Origin of the sequence: Lentzea terrae (genome assembly GCF_003265345.1) — a bacterium.
Lineage (GTDB): Bacteria > Actinomycetota > Actinomycetes > Mycobacteriales > Pseudonocardiaceae > Lentzea > Lentzea terrae.
On sequence record NZ_QFWW01000034.1, the window covers coordinates 67,652 to 82,330 of the forward strand.

16 protein-coding genes are annotated in these 14,679 nt (G+C 68.1%); 10 read left to right on the forward strand and 6 right to left on the reverse strand.

All coding sequences use genetic code 11. The features are described from left to right. The 3 genes from DI276_RS42050 to DI276_RS42060 form a co-directional block, all read right to left on the reverse strand. Positions 1–248 (reverse strand): STAS domain-containing protein (locus DI276_RS42050; protein WP_198681248.1); only part of this gene is annotated, 248 nt, incomplete at its 3' end. Positions 249–276: 28 nt separating this feature from the next. Beyond that, a complete protein-coding gene (locus tag DI276_RS42055; protein ID WP_157985306.1) occupies positions 277–1,026 on the reverse strand; it encodes a heme oxygenase-like domain-containing protein in 750 nt (249 codons plus the stop codon). Next, positions 1,026–2,093 (reverse strand): carboxylate-amine ligase, encoded by a 1,068-nt coding sequence (locus tag DI276_RS42060; protein ID WP_112274492.1) that lies wholly within the window; start codon positions 2,091–2,093, stop codon positions 1,026–1,028. Before DI276_RS42060 ends, DI276_RS42055 begins: the two co-directional genes overlap by 1 nt. A 49-nt stretch (positions 2,094–2,142) precedes the next feature. On the opposite strand from DI276_RS42060, the gene DI276_RS42065 reads away from it, so the two are divergent. Next, positions 2,143–3,069 carry a DNA topoisomerase IB gene (locus DI276_RS42065; protein WP_112274494.1) on the forward strand — a complete coding sequence of 309 codons (927 nt, stop codon included), beginning with the start codon at positions 2,143–2,145 and terminating at the stop codon, positions 3,067–3,069. Here the strand turns inward: DI276_RS42065 and DI276_RS42070 are convergent. Genes DI276_RS42070 through DI276_RS42080 form a run of 3 tightly spaced genes read right to left on the reverse strand, consistent with a single transcriptional unit; the run spans position 3,053 to position 4,720 of the window. After that, the gene (locus DI276_RS42070; protein WP_157985307.1) at positions 3,053–3,481 is read right to left on the reverse strand and encodes a DUF4383 domain-containing protein; all 429 of its coding nucleotides are present in this window, start codon (positions 3,479–3,481) and stop codon (positions 3,053–3,055) included. The two genes, DI276_RS42065 and DI276_RS42070, sit on opposite strands and share 17 nt — an antisense overlap. 42 nt (positions 3,482–3,523) lie before the next feature. After that, positions 3,524–4,243 carry a SigB/SigF/SigG family RNA polymerase sigma factor gene (locus DI276_RS42075; protein ID WP_112274498.1) on the reverse strand — a complete coding sequence of 240 codons (720 nt, stop codon included), beginning with the start codon at positions 4,241–4,243 and terminating at the stop codon, positions 3,524–3,526. 12 nt (positions 4,244–4,255) lie between these two features. Next, positions 4,256–4,720 carry an SRPBCC family protein gene (locus DI276_RS42080; protein WP_112274500.1) on the reverse strand — a complete coding sequence of 155 codons (465 nt, stop codon included), beginning with the start codon at positions 4,718–4,720 and terminating at the stop codon, positions 4,256–4,258. 201 nt (positions 4,721–4,921) lie between these two features. Between DI276_RS42080 and DI276_RS42085 the strand changes: the two genes are divergently transcribed. The 9 genes from DI276_RS42085 (at position 4,922) to DI276_RS42125 (ending at position 14,665) form a co-directional block, all read left to right on the forward strand. Then, positions 4,922–5,695 carry an ABC transporter ATP-binding protein gene (locus DI276_RS42085; protein ID WP_112274502.1) on the forward strand — a complete coding sequence of 258 codons (774 nt, stop codon included), beginning with the start codon at positions 4,922–4,924 and terminating at the stop codon, positions 5,693–5,695. Beyond that, a complete protein-coding gene (locus tag DI276_RS42090; RefSeq protein ID WP_112274504.1) occupies positions 5,692–6,486 on the forward strand; it encodes an ABC transporter ATP-binding protein in 795 nt (264 codons plus the stop codon). The genes DI276_RS42085 and DI276_RS42090 overlap by 4 nt, the downstream gene beginning before the upstream one ends. Further along, complete coding sequence (locus DI276_RS42095; RefSeq protein WP_112274506.1) at positions 6,483–8,324, forward strand: AMP-dependent synthetase/ligase; 1,842 nt, start codon at positions 6,483–6,485, stop codon at positions 8,322–8,324. The genes DI276_RS42090 and DI276_RS42095 overlap by 4 nt, the downstream gene beginning before the upstream one ends. Beyond that, positions 8,317–9,204, forward strand: a complete 888-nt coding sequence (locus tag DI276_RS42100; RefSeq protein WP_112274508.1) for a branched-chain amino acid ABC transporter permease — start codon at positions 8,317–8,319, stop codon at positions 9,202–9,204. Before DI276_RS42095 ends, DI276_RS42100 begins: the two co-directional genes overlap by 8 nt. Further along, the gene (locus DI276_RS42105) at positions 9,201–10,301 is read left to right on the forward strand and encodes a branched-chain amino acid ABC transporter permease (protein WP_112274510.1); all 1,101 of its coding nucleotides are present in this window, start codon (positions 9,201–9,203) and stop codon (positions 10,299–10,301) included. The genes DI276_RS42100 and DI276_RS42105 overlap by 4 nt, the downstream gene beginning before the upstream one ends. An 11-nt stretch (positions 10,302–10,312) precedes the next feature. Further along, on the forward strand, positions 10,313–11,599 hold the full coding sequence (locus DI276_RS42110; protein WP_112274512.1) for an ABC transporter substrate-binding protein: 1,287 nt from the start codon (positions 10,313–10,315) through the stop codon (positions 11,597–11,599). Between the two features lie 126 nt (positions 11,600–11,725). Next, positions 11,726–11,989, forward strand: a complete 264-nt coding sequence (locus DI276_RS42115; RefSeq protein ID WP_112274514.1) for a hypothetical protein — start codon at positions 11,726–11,728, stop codon at positions 11,987–11,989. 25 nt (positions 11,990–12,014) lie between these two features. After that, entirely contained in the window at positions 12,015–12,704 is a 690-nt protein-coding gene (locus tag DI276_RS42120; protein ID WP_408610626.1) for a DUF4255 domain-containing protein, read from the forward strand. Next, positions 12,701–14,665, forward strand: a complete 1,965-nt coding sequence (locus tag DI276_RS42125; RefSeq protein ID WP_112274516.1) for an ATP-binding protein — start codon at positions 12,701–12,703, stop codon at positions 14,663–14,665. The genes DI276_RS42120 and DI276_RS42125 overlap by 4 nt, the downstream gene beginning before the upstream one ends. The last annotated feature ends 14 nt before the right edge of the window (positions 14,666–14,679 follow it).

Below are 14,679 nucleotides of genomic sequence, written 5' to 3' on the forward strand. Positions count from 1 at the left end.
AAGTCCACGCCGGTCTTCGAGGCACGCTGCTGGCCCAGCACCAGCGCCTCCAGCCCGGCAGAGCCCAGGAACCGGACCCCGCCGAGGTCCACGACGACGGCCCGGTTGCCGGACACCACGTGCGTGTCGAGAGGCGTGGTCAGCTCGCTGCTGGAAGTCGTGTCGAGCTCGCCGGACACGTGCAGCACCACGACGTCGGGTGCGACTCGGTCGACGACCACGGAGGCCAGCGTGGTGGGGTCGGGCACGTCTCTTCCTCCAGAACGAATGCGGGGACTAGCACCCCACGTTAACCCTGCCCTGCGAGACCAGCCAGCGGCCCTTCAGCGAGGTGCGGGCCGCGGCGACGGACGCGTGGACGTGCTGGGTCAGGCGGGCGTGCAGTTCCTGGCACACGGTGAAGCCGAGGCGGACGTCCTCCGGCGGGCACGGCACGGGCAGCAGCTGGGCGAACGGGTCGCCGCCGATCGTGTCGACCGCGGTGAGAAAGCCCACCAGGCAGCCCACCAGGCGCTGGTGCAGGCCGAACAGGGACAGGGCGTTCACCAGGGCCAGGGTCAGCGCGGGCATCTCGTCGACGCCGGCGGGGTCGATGTCGCGCAGCGTCACGGTGAACAAGACGGAATGGGTGCGCTCTCCGTAGGCCTGGAGGTCGCGCAGCACCGAGCGCATCTCGCGGCGCGGTTGCCAGAAGGCGTGGTGCTTGCGCAGCTCGGCGAGGCCCTCGTCCGACATCACCGCGGGCTGGGTCGCCTCCGACAACGTCCGCAGCGCCTCCTCCCAGCGGGTTTCCAGGGCCGCGTGGAACTGCGCGAGGAAGGGGTTGTCCTCCCAGCCGGAAGCAACGTCGTCGAAGCCGCGCGTGCGCAGCTCGTAGCAGATCCACAGCGAGAGCTGCAGGTCGTCGTCGAGGAAGATCTCCCTGGTGCCACCGCTGACGAGCAACGCAGGCCGGGGCAGGGGTGACGCGCGGAGCGCGGAGATGAGGGCGGAGCTCATGTGGCCGCGGGGAGCGGGCAGGCGCATCAGGTTTCCTCACGCGTTCGGGCGATCAGCATGTCCACAAGGGACTCGGGGTCCGGGCAGCGTCGTTGCCGAGCGGCACCGCAGCCGTTGTGGCGCAACCAGTCGATCTGCCGCTCCACAGTAGACAGAGTGCCGCGATCGTGCAGCGCGACCGAAACGTGCTCAACCAGCGCCACTACCCGGTCGAACGCGGGGGAGAGTTTTCCGGTGTGTGGATCGGCGGCCAGTCCGTCGACCCCGTCGCGCGACGCCCGCCAATATGCCGCTCGCAGCACGGAATCGTCCACCCGCTGTTCGGAGGGTTCGGTCGCCACGATGGCGCAGATGAGCTCCGCGAGAACGACTACTTCCGTTGCCAGTTGCGGAATGTCCGCAACGCGCACTTCAACCGTCGGATGATCCGCCGACGGCCGCACGTCCCAGTAGACCATCGCCCGGTCCAGCAACGCCTGGGTCGAGATGATCGCCTCGACCGTGCGGTCGTAGTGCTCCGGACCGTCCCACGACGGCGGCGGCCCGCTCACCGGCCAGCGCGACCACACCATCGACCGCCAGCTCGCGTAGCCGGTGTCCTCTCCTTCGTAGATCGGGGAGTTCGCGCTCAACGCCAGCAACGTCGGCAGCCATGCCCGCAGCTTGTTGGAGGCCTCCAGCGCCTCCGCCTTCGACGAGACACCGACGTGCACGTGCAACCCGCAAGCACCCTGCCCGATCACGAGTCTTCGGTGGGAGTACTCGATCTGGTGATATCTGGGGTCGTCCGTTCCGGGAGGTGGCCCGGCTTTCCCGATTGGCGGCATGCCCGTCGCCACGAGCCGGCATCCGGTGGAGTCGGCGGCCTCGACGAGCACCCGCCGGGCGCGCCGGACCTGCTCGTCGAGCTCTTCGTAGGAGTGCGTGATGCCGGTGGCGATCTCGATCTGGAACGGCGTCAGTTCGCCCTGCACGTCGAGGTCACCGGGGGCACGCGAGATTTCCCGGACTTGGGGAGCCAGTGCTACCGGCCGCCGCGATTCGGGATCTACGAGAAGGAACTCTTGTTCCACACCGACCGTGTAGTGATTCATCGGCGGGCGGGTACCCGCATCTCGTGCTGATCAACCACGAGGTGGCCAGATGAGACTTCGCCGGAGCGCTCCGTCGGGGCCGGGCTGGACGCGGGTGAGGCACGGCAAGGGCTTCCGCTACCTGGACGCCCACGGCCGGCCCCTCACGGCGGACGCCGTCGCACGGGTGAAAGCCCTGGTCATCCCGCCTGCGTGGCGTGAAGTGTGGATCTCCCCGCACCCCAACGGCCACATCCAGGCCATCGGGTACGACGACGCGGGCCGGCGCCAGTACCTCTACCACGAGAAGTGGCGCACCGGCCGGGACGCCGAGAAGTTCGACCGCGTGCTCGAACTCGCGCCGAAACTGCGGCGGTTCCGCGAGCAGGTCGAGCAGGACATGAGGTCACGCGGCCGCAAGCGAATGCTCGCCATCGCCCTGCGCATGCTCGACCTCGGCGTCTTCCGCGTCGGCCACGAGGAGTACGCCGAGGACAACGGCACGCACGGCGTTGCCACCCTGCTGTGCGAGCACCTCAGCGTGCGCGGCGACCGGGTCCGGTTCAGGTTTCCAGCCAAGCACGGCGTCGAGGTCGACGAGGAGATCACCGACCCGCGGCTCGCGCGGGCCGTCCGCTCGTTGCTCAAGGACCAGACCCCGGACTGCCGCGTCTTCGACCTCACCGCCGACGACATCAACGAACGGTTCCGCGAGCTGGTCGGCGACGAGTTCAGCGTGAAGGACCTCCGCACCTGGCACGCCACCGTCCGGGCCGCCCAGGCGTTCGCGCACACCCTGGAAGAACGCGGCAAGCCGTCGAAACGAGCTGTCAGCGCGGTGATGAAGGAGGTGGCGGAACACCTGGGCAACACGGCGGCCGTGGCGCGGAAGTCCTACGTGGATCCACGCCTGGTGGAGGCGTTCGAGAGCGGTGAGGTGATCGGCAACGGCGACCCGGAACGGGCGGTGCGCAAGTTGCTCAAGCAGCAGCCTTGAGCGCCGCCACCCGGTCGCACTGCCGGCACCAGGCGGCACCCTGAGCGGAAGCCAGGGCAGCGAACCCGGCGAACAGGTGCAGCGCGTTGCTGCCGGGGTTGACGTTCAGGAAGTTGACGACCTGCTCGTCGTACCGGGCCAGCCCCAACCCGAACAGCACCAGGAACAGCAACGCCGTCAGCAGCCCGACCCCGCTCAACGCCTTCAGCCGGAACGCCGCCAGCAGCAGCGCGACGCCGAAGACGAGGTGGATGGTGTTCTGCAGCGGGTTCACCCGCAGCAGCAGAATCGACGTGTCGGCCTCACCGGCGAACGACGAGAAGCCGGTCACGAAGAACCCGGCCACTCCCCAGAGCGCGAGCAGGGCGCCAGTGCCGATCGCCAGCTTCTGGGGCCACCGCAACCGGTTCATGCGGCCAGTATCGCGAAAGCCGGACATTCCCGCTCGCCCATTTCAGTCCTCTGCCAGAAGGTCGTGGCGCAGCTGCTCCAGTGACTTGGTGAGCAGGCGCGAGACGTGCATCTGGGAGATCCCGACGCGGCGCGCGATCTCCGTCTGGGTCAGCCGGCCGAAGAACCGCAGCACCACGATGGTCCGTTCCCGCCGGGGAAGGCCCCGCAGCATCGGCTGCAGGGCCTCGTGGATCTCGACGCCTTCCAGGGCCGGGTCGTCAACTGTCGACGACTCCAGCGAGTCCAGCGGCGCGAAGGCGACGTTCTTCTCTACGCGCAGGCCCTCGTAGACGTCCGTCAGCGGAACCCCCAGGTGCCGGGCGATCTCGGAGGGAGTAGGAGATCGCCCGGTCTTGTGCGACAGCTCGGCGGTCGCGCCGTCGATGGAGTCGCACAGCTCTTTCAACCTGCGCGGCACCCGCACGGCCCAGCACTGGTCGCGGAAGTGCCGCCGCACCTCACCGGTGATCGTGGGGACGGCGTAGGACAGGAAGTCCGTCTGCCGGCCCACGTCGTACCGGTCGATGGCGTTGATCAGTCCGACCGCCGCTACCTGGGCGAGGTCTTCCATCGGCTCGCCGCGTTCGCTGAAGCGGCGGGCGATGTGCCTGGCGAGCGGGAGGTACTCGCGCACCAGCCGGTCTCGCAGCGTGTAGTAACGCGGCGAGTCACGGCCGGTGCGGGCGAGTTCCTCAAACGCCGCCTGCTGATCTGGCGTCAACGTGCACCGCGATCAGACCTGGGGCGGCGGCGTGACGTCGCCCCGCCATGCACCGGTCTCGGTGCCGCGGTTCTCGATGAACTCCTTGAACCGCTTCAGGTCGCCCTCGATGCGGTGGCCGACCACGCCGAGCGCGGCACCGGCCTTCTCGGTGAGGGTCTCGGGGTCGTACTCCATCTGGAGGTGCACCCGAGTCGTGTCGTTGTCGAGACGGTGGAAGGTCACCACGCCGCCCTGCGGCGGTCCGTCGACCGTGGTCCAGGCAACGCGCTCGTCGGCGTGCTGCTCGGTGATCTCGGCGTCGAACTCGCGGACGACGCCGCCGATCTTCGTGGTCCAGTGGGTCCTGGTCGGCGTGACCTGGTCGATCTTCTCGACGCCGTCCATGAACGCCGGGAAGGATTCGAACTGGGTCCACTGGTTGTAGGCCGTGCTCACGGGCACGTGGACATCCACCGACTTCTCAATGGTGGTCACGAAACCTCCTCCTCATGAGTTGTGGTGCACCAGGTGAGTACCCATGTGACCGGTTGTTACACATCGTGTTCGGTCCACTCTGGACGGACACGGACAGTCGTGAACCAATCGCGATTTGCGCATCACGAAATCGCTCAGAGTGGTCAAACCTGCTGTGATCCAAGTCATACTGATCGGCATCGCAGGCCCTAGGAGGCGCTGGTGCTCGAGGCGAACAACCTTGAGGTTGTCTACGACGACGTGATGCTGGTGCTCCGCGGCGTGAGCCTCAGGGTGCCAAAAGGCCAGGTCGTCGCCCTGCTCGGCGCCAACGGGGCCGGGAAAACCACTCTGATGCGGGCCTTCAGCGGCCTGCTCGACGTGCACGACGGCAAAGTCACCAAGGGCTCGATCACGCTCGACGGTGAACCGATTCACAAGCTCTCACCTGCGAAAATCGCCGACCGGGGCATCAAGCAGGCGCTCGAAGGCCGCAGGATCCTCGCGGAGCTCACCGTGGAGGAGAACCTCAAGGTCGGCGGGCACGCGCGGCCGAAACGCCTCAAGCAGAATCTCGACCGCTGTTACGAGCTCTTCCCGCGGCTTCTGGAGCGACGAAGACAAAGTGCCGGCTATTTGTCCGGCGGTGAGCAGCAGATGCTGTCGATCGGCCGGGCGTTGATGTCCGAACCCGAATACCTGCTGCTCGACGAACCGAGCCTCGGCCTCGCGCCGCTGCTCGTGCAGCAGATTCGCGACCTGGTCGTGAAGATCAACGAACAGGGCACCACGGTCCTGTTGGTCGAGCAGAACGCCAGCATGGCGCTGTCCATCGCCGACCACGGCTACGTGCTGGAGACCGGCAAGGTCGTGATGGACAAGCCCGCCGCGGCGCTGCTCGCCGACGACGACATCCGCGAGTTCTACCTCGGCCTCGGCACCTCTTCGTTCCGTGCGGTCAAGCACTACAAGCGCAGGAAGCGGTGGCTGTCATGAGCGCTCCGGCGGCGAGCGTCCTGGAAGTCGACGGCATCCGGCTCGCGTTCGAGGGCGTCGTGGCCGTCGACGGGGTGTCGTTCGAGGTCGGCGAGAGCGAGCTCTTCGCCATCATCGGCCCGAACGGTGCCGGCAAGACGTCCATCTTCAACGTCCTGAGCGGCGTCTACCGGCCGCAGCAGGGCTCCGTGCGGTTCAACGGCGACGACCTGCTGGGCCTGCGGCCGCACCGGATCGCCGCTCGCGGGATGTCCCGCACGTTCCAGAACATCGAGCTGTTCTCGCACCTCACCGTCGTCGACAACCTCATGCTCGGCCGCCACAACCACATGCGCTACGGCGCTCTCAGTGCGTTTTTGTGGCTCGGGAAGGCGCGGAACGAGGAGCTGAAGAACCGGTCAGCGGTCGAGGACGTGATCGACTTCCTGGAGCTGGAGCAGTGGCGCCGGTTCCCGGTCGGCCTGCTGCCCTACGGCGTGCAGAAGCGCGTCGAACTGGGCCGCGCGCTCGCGATGGAACCGAAGTTGCTCCTGCTCGACGAGCCCGTCGCGGGCATGAACGTCGAGGAGACCGAGGACATGGCCCGGTTCATCCTCGACGTCCGCGAGGAGCTGAACATCCCGATGATCATGGTGGAGCACGACATGGGCCTCGTGATGGACCTCGCCGACCGCGTGATGGTGATGGACTTCGGCCGCCCGATCCGCACCGGCACGCCCGCCGAGGTGCAGGCCGATCCGGACGTCATCCGCGCCTACCTCGGTGAGCAGCACCGGAGCGTGACGACATGACCACTGCTACAGCTACAGCAACTACCACGGTTGTTACGCGCGTCAAGAACCGGGCAGCCAACACACCCGACCAGATCGCGTTGCGGGCCAAGGACTTCGGCATCTGGCAGGAAGTCACGTGGGCGCGGTACTGGGCGAACGTCGAACTGGTCGGCGACGCCCTGCTCGCGCTCGGGCTGCAGCCCGGCGACCGGGTGGCGATCCACTCGGAGAACCGTCGCGAGTGGCTCTACGCGGACCTCGGCATCGTTGCGGCGCGCGGCATCACGGTCGGCCTCTACCCGACGAACCCACCGTCCGAAGTCGCCTATCTGCTGTCGCACTCCGGCGCGCGGATCCTCATCGCCGAGGACCAGGAACAGGTCGACAAGGCGTTGCTGGTCCTGGAGGACACGCCGGACCTGGAGTGGATCGTCTACCTCGAACCCCGCGGCATCAGAGGGCGCTACGACAACCCGAAGCTGTTGTGGTGGGACGACTTCCTCGCGTTGGGCGCGCGGCACCGGGACGAACACGGCGACGAGCTGGCGTCCAGGATGGCGCAGACCCAGCCGGACGACGTGATGACGTTGATCTACACGTCCGGCACCACCGGGCCGCCCAAGGGCGCGATGCTCACCGTGGCGAACGTCGAGTTCGCCGTCCACGTGCTGGTGGAGGGCGGCGGTTTCACTTCGCCACCACCGTCCTCCGCCGATGTCACGCTGTCGTACCTGCCGTTGTGCCACGTCGCCGAACGCATCTTCACCACGTGGTTCAGCGCCGCCTCCGGGGTGCAGGTGCACTTCGCCGAGTCCATCGAGACCGTGCAGGCGAACCTGCGCGAGGTGCAGCCGACGATCCTCTTCGGCGTGCCGCGCATCTGGGAGAAGGTGCTGGCGGGCGTCACGATCGGCGTCTCCAGCGCCGACTGGCTCAAGCGGTCGGTCACCCGGTTCTGGCTGCGCAGAGCGGAGGGCATCGGCGCAACATTGGTGCGCACCGGCGGCAAGCACACGGCGCAGAGCAGGCTGATCTACGGCATCGGCTGGCTGTTCTGCTTCCGCGCGCTGAAAGCCCGCATCGGCATGCGGTACGTCCGCTACGCCGCGTCCGGTGCCGCGCCGATCGCCCCGGACGTGCTGAAGTTCTTCATGGGCATCGGGGTGCCGATGCACGAGGTCTACGGCATGACCGAGAACACGGCCGTGGCAACGGGAAACCGGCCGGGCAGGGTCAAGGTCGGCACGGTCGGCGAGCCGCAGCCGGGTATCGAGCTGCGGATCGACTCCGAGACCGGCGAGATCCAAACCCGGCACGGCGGCACGTTCGCGGGCTACTGGCGTGATCCGGAGGCGACGGCCCGCGTGGTCACCGACGGCTGGCTGCACACCGGCGACGTCGGCGAGTGGGTCGACGACACGCACGTGAAGATCACCGACCGGATGAAGGACATCATCATCACCGCGGGCGGCAAGAACATCGCGCCGTCGGAGCTCGAGAACGCGCTGAAGACCTCCCCGTACATCAAGGAAGCCGTGGTGATCGGCGACCAGCGGGCGTACCTGGTGGCGTTGATCGGCATCGAGTACGAGACGGTCGGGCACTGGGCGCAGCAGCGCAAACTTCCTTACACCACTTACCGGGACCTGTCGGAGAAGCCGGAGGTCCTGGAGCTGGTGCAGTCGATCGTGACCGAGGTGAACTCCCGGTTCGCCAACGTCGAGCAGATCAAGAAGTTCCGGATGTTCCCCAAGGAGCTCGACCACGAGGACGGCGAGCTGACCGCGACGCAGAAGGTGAAGAGATCCGCGCTGGGCAAGATGTTCGACGACCTCGTGGAGTCCATGTATGGATGAGTTTCTGCAGTCGTTGATCCGAGGCCTCGGCACCGGATCCATTTACTCGTTGCTGGCCCTCGGCTTCGTGATCATCTACAAGTCGACGCAGGTGATCAGCTTCGCGCAGCCGGCGTTCATGCTGGCGGGCGCGGTGCTGGTCTCCTACCTCGCACCCCAGGTGTCGTTCTTCGGCGCGGTCGTGCTGGCGGCGGCGATGATCGCGGTGCTGGCGCTGGGCGTCGAACGCACGGTCCTGCGGCCGATGGTCGGCAAACCGGTGTTCGTGGTCGCGATCATCACGATCGGCGTCGACGTGGTGATCCGGGTGGTGACGAACGCCTTCATCGGGCTGGACGTGCGCCAGGTCGGTGACCCGTGGGGCCTCACGACCGTCTCGTTCCTGGGTGCCGAAGTGCAGCAGCGGTACCTCGTGATGATCGGGACCACCGCGGTCGTGACGATCGCGCTGTTCGCGTTCTTCCGGTACTCGCGGATCGGGCTCGCCATGCGAGCGGTTGCCTACGACCAGGAAGTCGCGCTGGCCCAAGGGATTTCGGTCGGGTCGGTGTTCGCGCTGTCGTGGGCGCTGGCGGGCGGGCTCGCCGCGTTGGCCGGCGTGTTCGTGGCCACCGGCGCCGGAGTCGACCAGCAGTTGTGGATCGTCGCTTTGAAAGCGTTGCCCGCGATCATCCTCGGTGGACTCGAGTCGCTGGGCGGCGCGGTCGTGGGCGGGCTCGCGGTCGGGATCGTCGAGTCGCTCTTCGGCACCTACCAGGGTGATTTCGCGCCTTGGCTCGGGCCGAACTTCGCGCTTGTCGCGCCGTACGCGTTGATGCTGCTCGTGTTGCTGGTCAGACCTTATGGGCTTTTCGGCAAGAGGGAGGTGGAGCGGCTGTGAAGGGTCGTCCTGAGCTGTACACCTCTTATGGGCAGGACATGGCGTTCCTGAACACGCGTCCGAAGCGCGCGTGGACGGGTGGGCTCGTGGTGCTCGCTCTGCTGGTCCCGTTCCTCATCACGGACGACCTGCTGCAGCTGCTCGCCACCGGGTTCGTGGCGGCGATCGGCGCGATCGGCCTGAACATCGTCACGGGCTACGCGGGCCAGGTTTCCCTGGGCCACGCGTTCTTCCTCGCGATCGGTGCGTACACGGGTGCGGCTTTGAGCGGTTCGGAGACCGGGCGGGTGATCGGGTTCGGCATCACGTCGTTGCCGATCTGGTTGCTGGCCTCGGGTCTGGTGGCCGCGTTCTTCGGTGTCCTGGTGGCACCGGTGGCGGTGCGGTTGCGCGGGTTGTACCTCGCCATCGTCACGCTGGGACTGGTCTTCCTGGGAGAGCACGTCTTCCGGGAGTGGACATCGCTGACCGGCGGGCCGGGTGTCGGGCGGCCCGCGGCGATCCCGGAGCTCTTCGGGGTGCGGCTGGACCGGGACAACGCGATGTTCACGGCAGCACAGCAGCTGTATCTGTTGATGTTCGTGCTGCTGGTGATTTTCGGTGTGCTGGCACGGAATCTGGTGCGCTCGCGGGTGGGGCGGGCGTTCGCGGCGGTGCGGGACCGGGACCTGGCCGCGTCGGTCATCGGCGTGGACCTGACGAAGTACAAGGTCCTGGCGTTCGCGGTGTCCTCGTTCTACGCGGGTGTCGCGGGCGCGTTGCTGTTCGTGGTGAACGGGTTCTTCGATCCGGGCTCGTTCAGCCTGCTGTTGTCAGTGCAGTACATCGCGATGGTGCTCATCGGCGGCGCGGGCACCATCTCCGGCGCGATCATGGGCGCGCTCTTCATCACGCTGCTGCCACGCATCACCAGGGAACTGCCCGCGGTGCTGCCGTTCATCAGTGGTGACGCGACCGGAACGTTCACGGTCTTCCAGCTGGAGGCCGTGCTCTACGGCGTGCTCATCATCGTGTTCCTGATCGTCGAGCCACGCGGGTTGTTCGGCATCTGGGTGCGTGTCCGCAACTACTGGCGCACCTGGCCGTTCTCGTACTGAGGAGAATCCCCATGTCTGGTAAGCGATTGGCCGTTCTCTTTGTCGGCGCGCTGGCTCTGGCCGCGTGCCGTGGCGGGGACGGCGCCGCGCCGCAGGAGGGCGCGGGCGGTATCAAAGTCGACTTCGGCGTCACCAAGGAGGCCTGCCCGCAGGCCACCGACAAGGCCAAGGGCTGCATCTACCTGGGCACGATCTCGGACCTGACCGAAGGCCCGTTCAAGACGCTGGCCGTGCCGATCACGGACGCGCAGAAGGCGTTCTGGAAGCGCGTGAACGACCGCGGCGGCATCGGCGGCTACGAGATCGACGTGACGACGTACGTGAAGGACAACAAGTACAACCCGCAGATCCACAACCAGGTCTACCAGGAGATCAAGGGCAAGATCCTCGCCCTGACCCAGACCCTGGGCTCTCCCACGACCGCCGCGATCCTGCCGGACCTCGAGAGCACCCAGATGGTGTCGGTGCCCGCGTCGTGGACCTCGTTGTGGGGCTTCGAGGAGGTCGTGCTGGAGTCCGGCGCGAACTACTGCGTCGAGTCGATGAACACGGTCGACTACGCCGCGGACAAGATGGGCGTGAAGTCCGTGATGGCCGTGCACCTCGCCGGTGACTACGGCGACGACGCGGCGGCCGGCACTCGCATCGCCGCCGAGAAGCGCGGGCTGACGTTCGAGAACGTGACGACGCAGACCGGTCAGGACAACCAGGGCGGCGCGATCGACGCCGTGGTGTCCAAGAAGCCGGACCTGGTCGTGCTGACCACCGGCCCGACCGACGCCGCCGTGATCATCGGACAGGCCGCGGCCCGCGGGTACAAGGGCAAGTTCATCGGCACCTCGCCGACGTGGAACCCCGGTCTGCTGAAGTCGCCGGCCGCGCCCGCGATCAAGGCCCTGTACATGCAGTCGGCACCGTGGAAGGCGTGGAACACCGAGACCGTCGGCCACACCGCGATGCGCGCCGCGCTGCCGGGCGTGACGCCGAACGACGGCTACACCGCCGGTTGGGTGTGGGCGTACCCGTTGAAGGCCGCGCTGGAGAAGGCGGCTGCCAACAAGGACCTGACGCGTGCCGGTGTGCTCGCGGCCGTGCGTCAGCTCAGCTCGGTGGACTACGAGGGCATGCTTCCTTCGGGTGCGGGTAATTTCTCCGCTTCGCCCCAGGACGCCCTGTTCCGTCAGACCGTGCTGTACCGCCCGGACGACGCCGGTCCGACCGGGCTGTCGCTGGTGGAGGACTTCTACACCGGTTCCACTGCAAAAGATTTCAAGTTCGAGAAGCCCTGTTACCAATGAACCGAACGGGTGACGGTTGCCTCTGATCACCTGGGTTTCTGGCTAGTCTCGCTGGTGAGCTGGGTGTAGGAGGGTGTTGCGGTGTTGACGTGCGTCGAGGTTCGCCGTGCCGCAGGAGGCCTCCGTTTGTTCGTTCGTCCCCCGGCCGCGCTGCGCTGGAGCGCGCGGCTGGGGTACGAACGGGTGGCGGAGCTGCTGACCGCGATTCGTCAGGCGGAGTCGTGCAGTGTGCCGGACGTGGCACTGCGGTACGTGCCTGATCAGCGCACCGGTGAAGCCGTCTTGGCGTGCGCCACCGGGACCGTCGTACTGGACGCGGACGACGTGACGTCGTTGCACGACACATTACGGGCGCACATGCCCGACCGGATGAGGCCGCTACCGGTCTAGCCGCTGCCCTTTGGGGCAGCCGATCGTGTCCTGCGGGACGTCGGTGCGCTGGTCGTTCGCGGTGCTCGGGCACGCGATCGTGGACGGCGTGATTCACGAGGTCGATGAGGCTTTGCGCCGCCTGGTCCGCGACGAGGCGCTGCGCGGTTCCGATCTGGACGTCGCGTTCGACGCGCCGACCAAGGACTGGGCGGCGCGGCGGAACGCGCCCACGGTCAACATCTACCTCTACGACATCCGCGAGGACATGCGGCGGCGCCAGCGCGGGCTGCTCAACGAGTACGACGCGCAGGGGAAGGTGGCGGCGAGGCATCTCCCGCCGCGGCACATGAAGTTGTCGTACCTGGTCACGGCGTGGACGCAGCGGCCGGAGGACGAGCACCGGCTGCTGTCGGACCTGCTCATCGGGTTCCTGAGGTACGACGCGGTGCCGCCGGGGCTGCTCAGCGGGTCGCTCGAGGAGCTGGACCTGCCCGTGCCGATGACGGTCGCGTTGCCGCCGCCGGAGGACCGGGCGTTCGCGGACGTGTGGAGTGCGCTGGGCGGCGAGCTGAAGCCGTCGCTGGACGTCGTGGTGTCGGCGCCGGTGTCGTCCGGGCGCCGGATCGCCGCTGGGCCGCCGGCACGGGAGGGCGTGCAGTTGCACACCGGGGACGACCGGGTGCGGCACAACGTGTCCGAGGACGGCGTGGCGATGCGCCGGGTGGCGCGATGATCTTCGAGCGGATGGCGGGGCTGGAGCGGCGGATCCGGGCCGCGGTGGCGGCGCGCCGGGCCACGGACCCCAACCCGGACGACCCGTTTCGCGGGCTCTACCTGTCGGACGAGGTCATCGAGGCGCTGCTGGACAGCGGCAGGGAGCCGTTCGCGCCGTTCGTCGAGGCGACGGCGGACGGGCGGCTCGGCAGGCTGGCGCGCAAGGCTCGACTGTCCGAAGTGGACGTCGAGCTGCTGCTGGTCGCGTTGGCGCCGGACGTCGACAGCCGGTTCGAGCAGTTCTACGGGTACCTCAACGACGACGTGACGCGGCGGCGGGCGACGGTCGGGCTGGCGTTGCGGTTGTGCGGGCTCGCGGAGGCCTCGTCGCAGGGCCGGGCGCGGCTCGACCACGGGAGTCCGCTCGTGCGGTGCGGGCTCATCACCGTGGAGGACGCGGAACGGCCGTTGCTCAGCAGGTCGTTGCGGGTGCCGGACCGGGTCGGGGCGCACCTGCTCGGCGACGACCGGCCGGATCCTTCGCTGACGGACTTCGTGACGCTGTCCGGGGATCCGGTGCCCATGCCGGGTGCGGAACGGCTGGCGCGCGGTATCGAACGCGGCGTGCGGCTCGTCTACCTGCGCGAGCACCCCGGCGGTGGCGCGGCCGAGTTGGCCGTTTCCGCGTTGGCGCGAGCGGGTTTCCCGGCGTTGCTGGTGGACGCGGCGCGCATGACGGATCCGCTGGCGGTCACCCGCGAGGCGTTGCTCCGGGGCGCGGGGATCACGATCGGCCCGGTGGACTCGAACTTCACGCTGGACCCGTTGCTGCACGACGAGATTCCGGTTGTCGCGTACGGGCCGGGCGCGTGGGAGCCGCGCTGGACGCGGATGCCGCCGTTGCAGCACGACGCGGTGCAGGTGCCGTTCGACGTGCGGGTGGCGTTGTGGCGCACGGAGCTCGACGGCAAGCTGGCGCGGGGGATCGACCCGGCCGAGGTGACCGCGCATTTCGTGCTCGGGCCGACGCAGATCAGCAGAGCGGCGAACGCGGCGGCGGTGTCGGCGCTGGCCGACGACGGGCTGGTCGACGTGACGCACCTGCGGGCCGGTGCGCGCAGCCAGAACGCGGGAGGCCTGCAACGGCTGGCGCGGCGCATCGAGCCGGCGGTGTCCTGGCCGGACCTGGTGTTGCCGGCGCCCATCACGTCGTTGCTGCGCGAGCTGGCGGCCAGGGCCAAGCACCGCGACCGCGTGATCGACGAGTGGCGGATGCGGCCCGGTGGCGGCCGCGGTCGGGGCGTCACGGCGTTGTTCGCGGGCGACTCGGGCACCGGCAAGACGATGTCGGCCGAGGTGATCGCGGCGTCGCTCGGGCTGGACCTGTACACGGTCAACCTCGCGACGGTCGTGGACAAGTACGTCGGCGAGACCGAGAAGAACCTGGAGCGGATCTTCGTCGAGGCGGCCGGTGTCAACGGCGTGCTGCTGTTCGACGAGGCCGACGCGATCTTCGGCAAGCGGTCGGAGGTCCGGGACGCGCACGACCGGTACGCGAACATCGAGAGCGCGTACCTGTTGCAGCGCATGGAAAGCTTCGACGGCATCGCGGTGCTGGCGACGAACCTGCGGGCGAACCTCGACGACGCCTTCACCCGGCGGATCGACGTGATCGTGGACTTCCCGCTGCCCGACGCGGAGCTGCGGCGCGGTCTGTGGGACCGGTGCCTCGGCGGGTCGGTGCCGCGATCGTCCGATGTGGACCTGGACTTCCTGGCGGCGTCGTTCGAGCTGGCGGGCGGGCACATCAGGTCGGCGGCCGTGACCGCGGCGTATCTGGCTGCTGCCGCAGGGCATGTCGTCGGCATGGTCGAGCTGATCGGCGCGGTGGCGCGGGAGTACCGCAAGCTCGGCCGGTTGGTGGGGGAACGCGAGTTCGGCCGTTACTTCGAACTGGCCACCGAACGGCTGGTGGGGTAGGTCATGGCACAGGG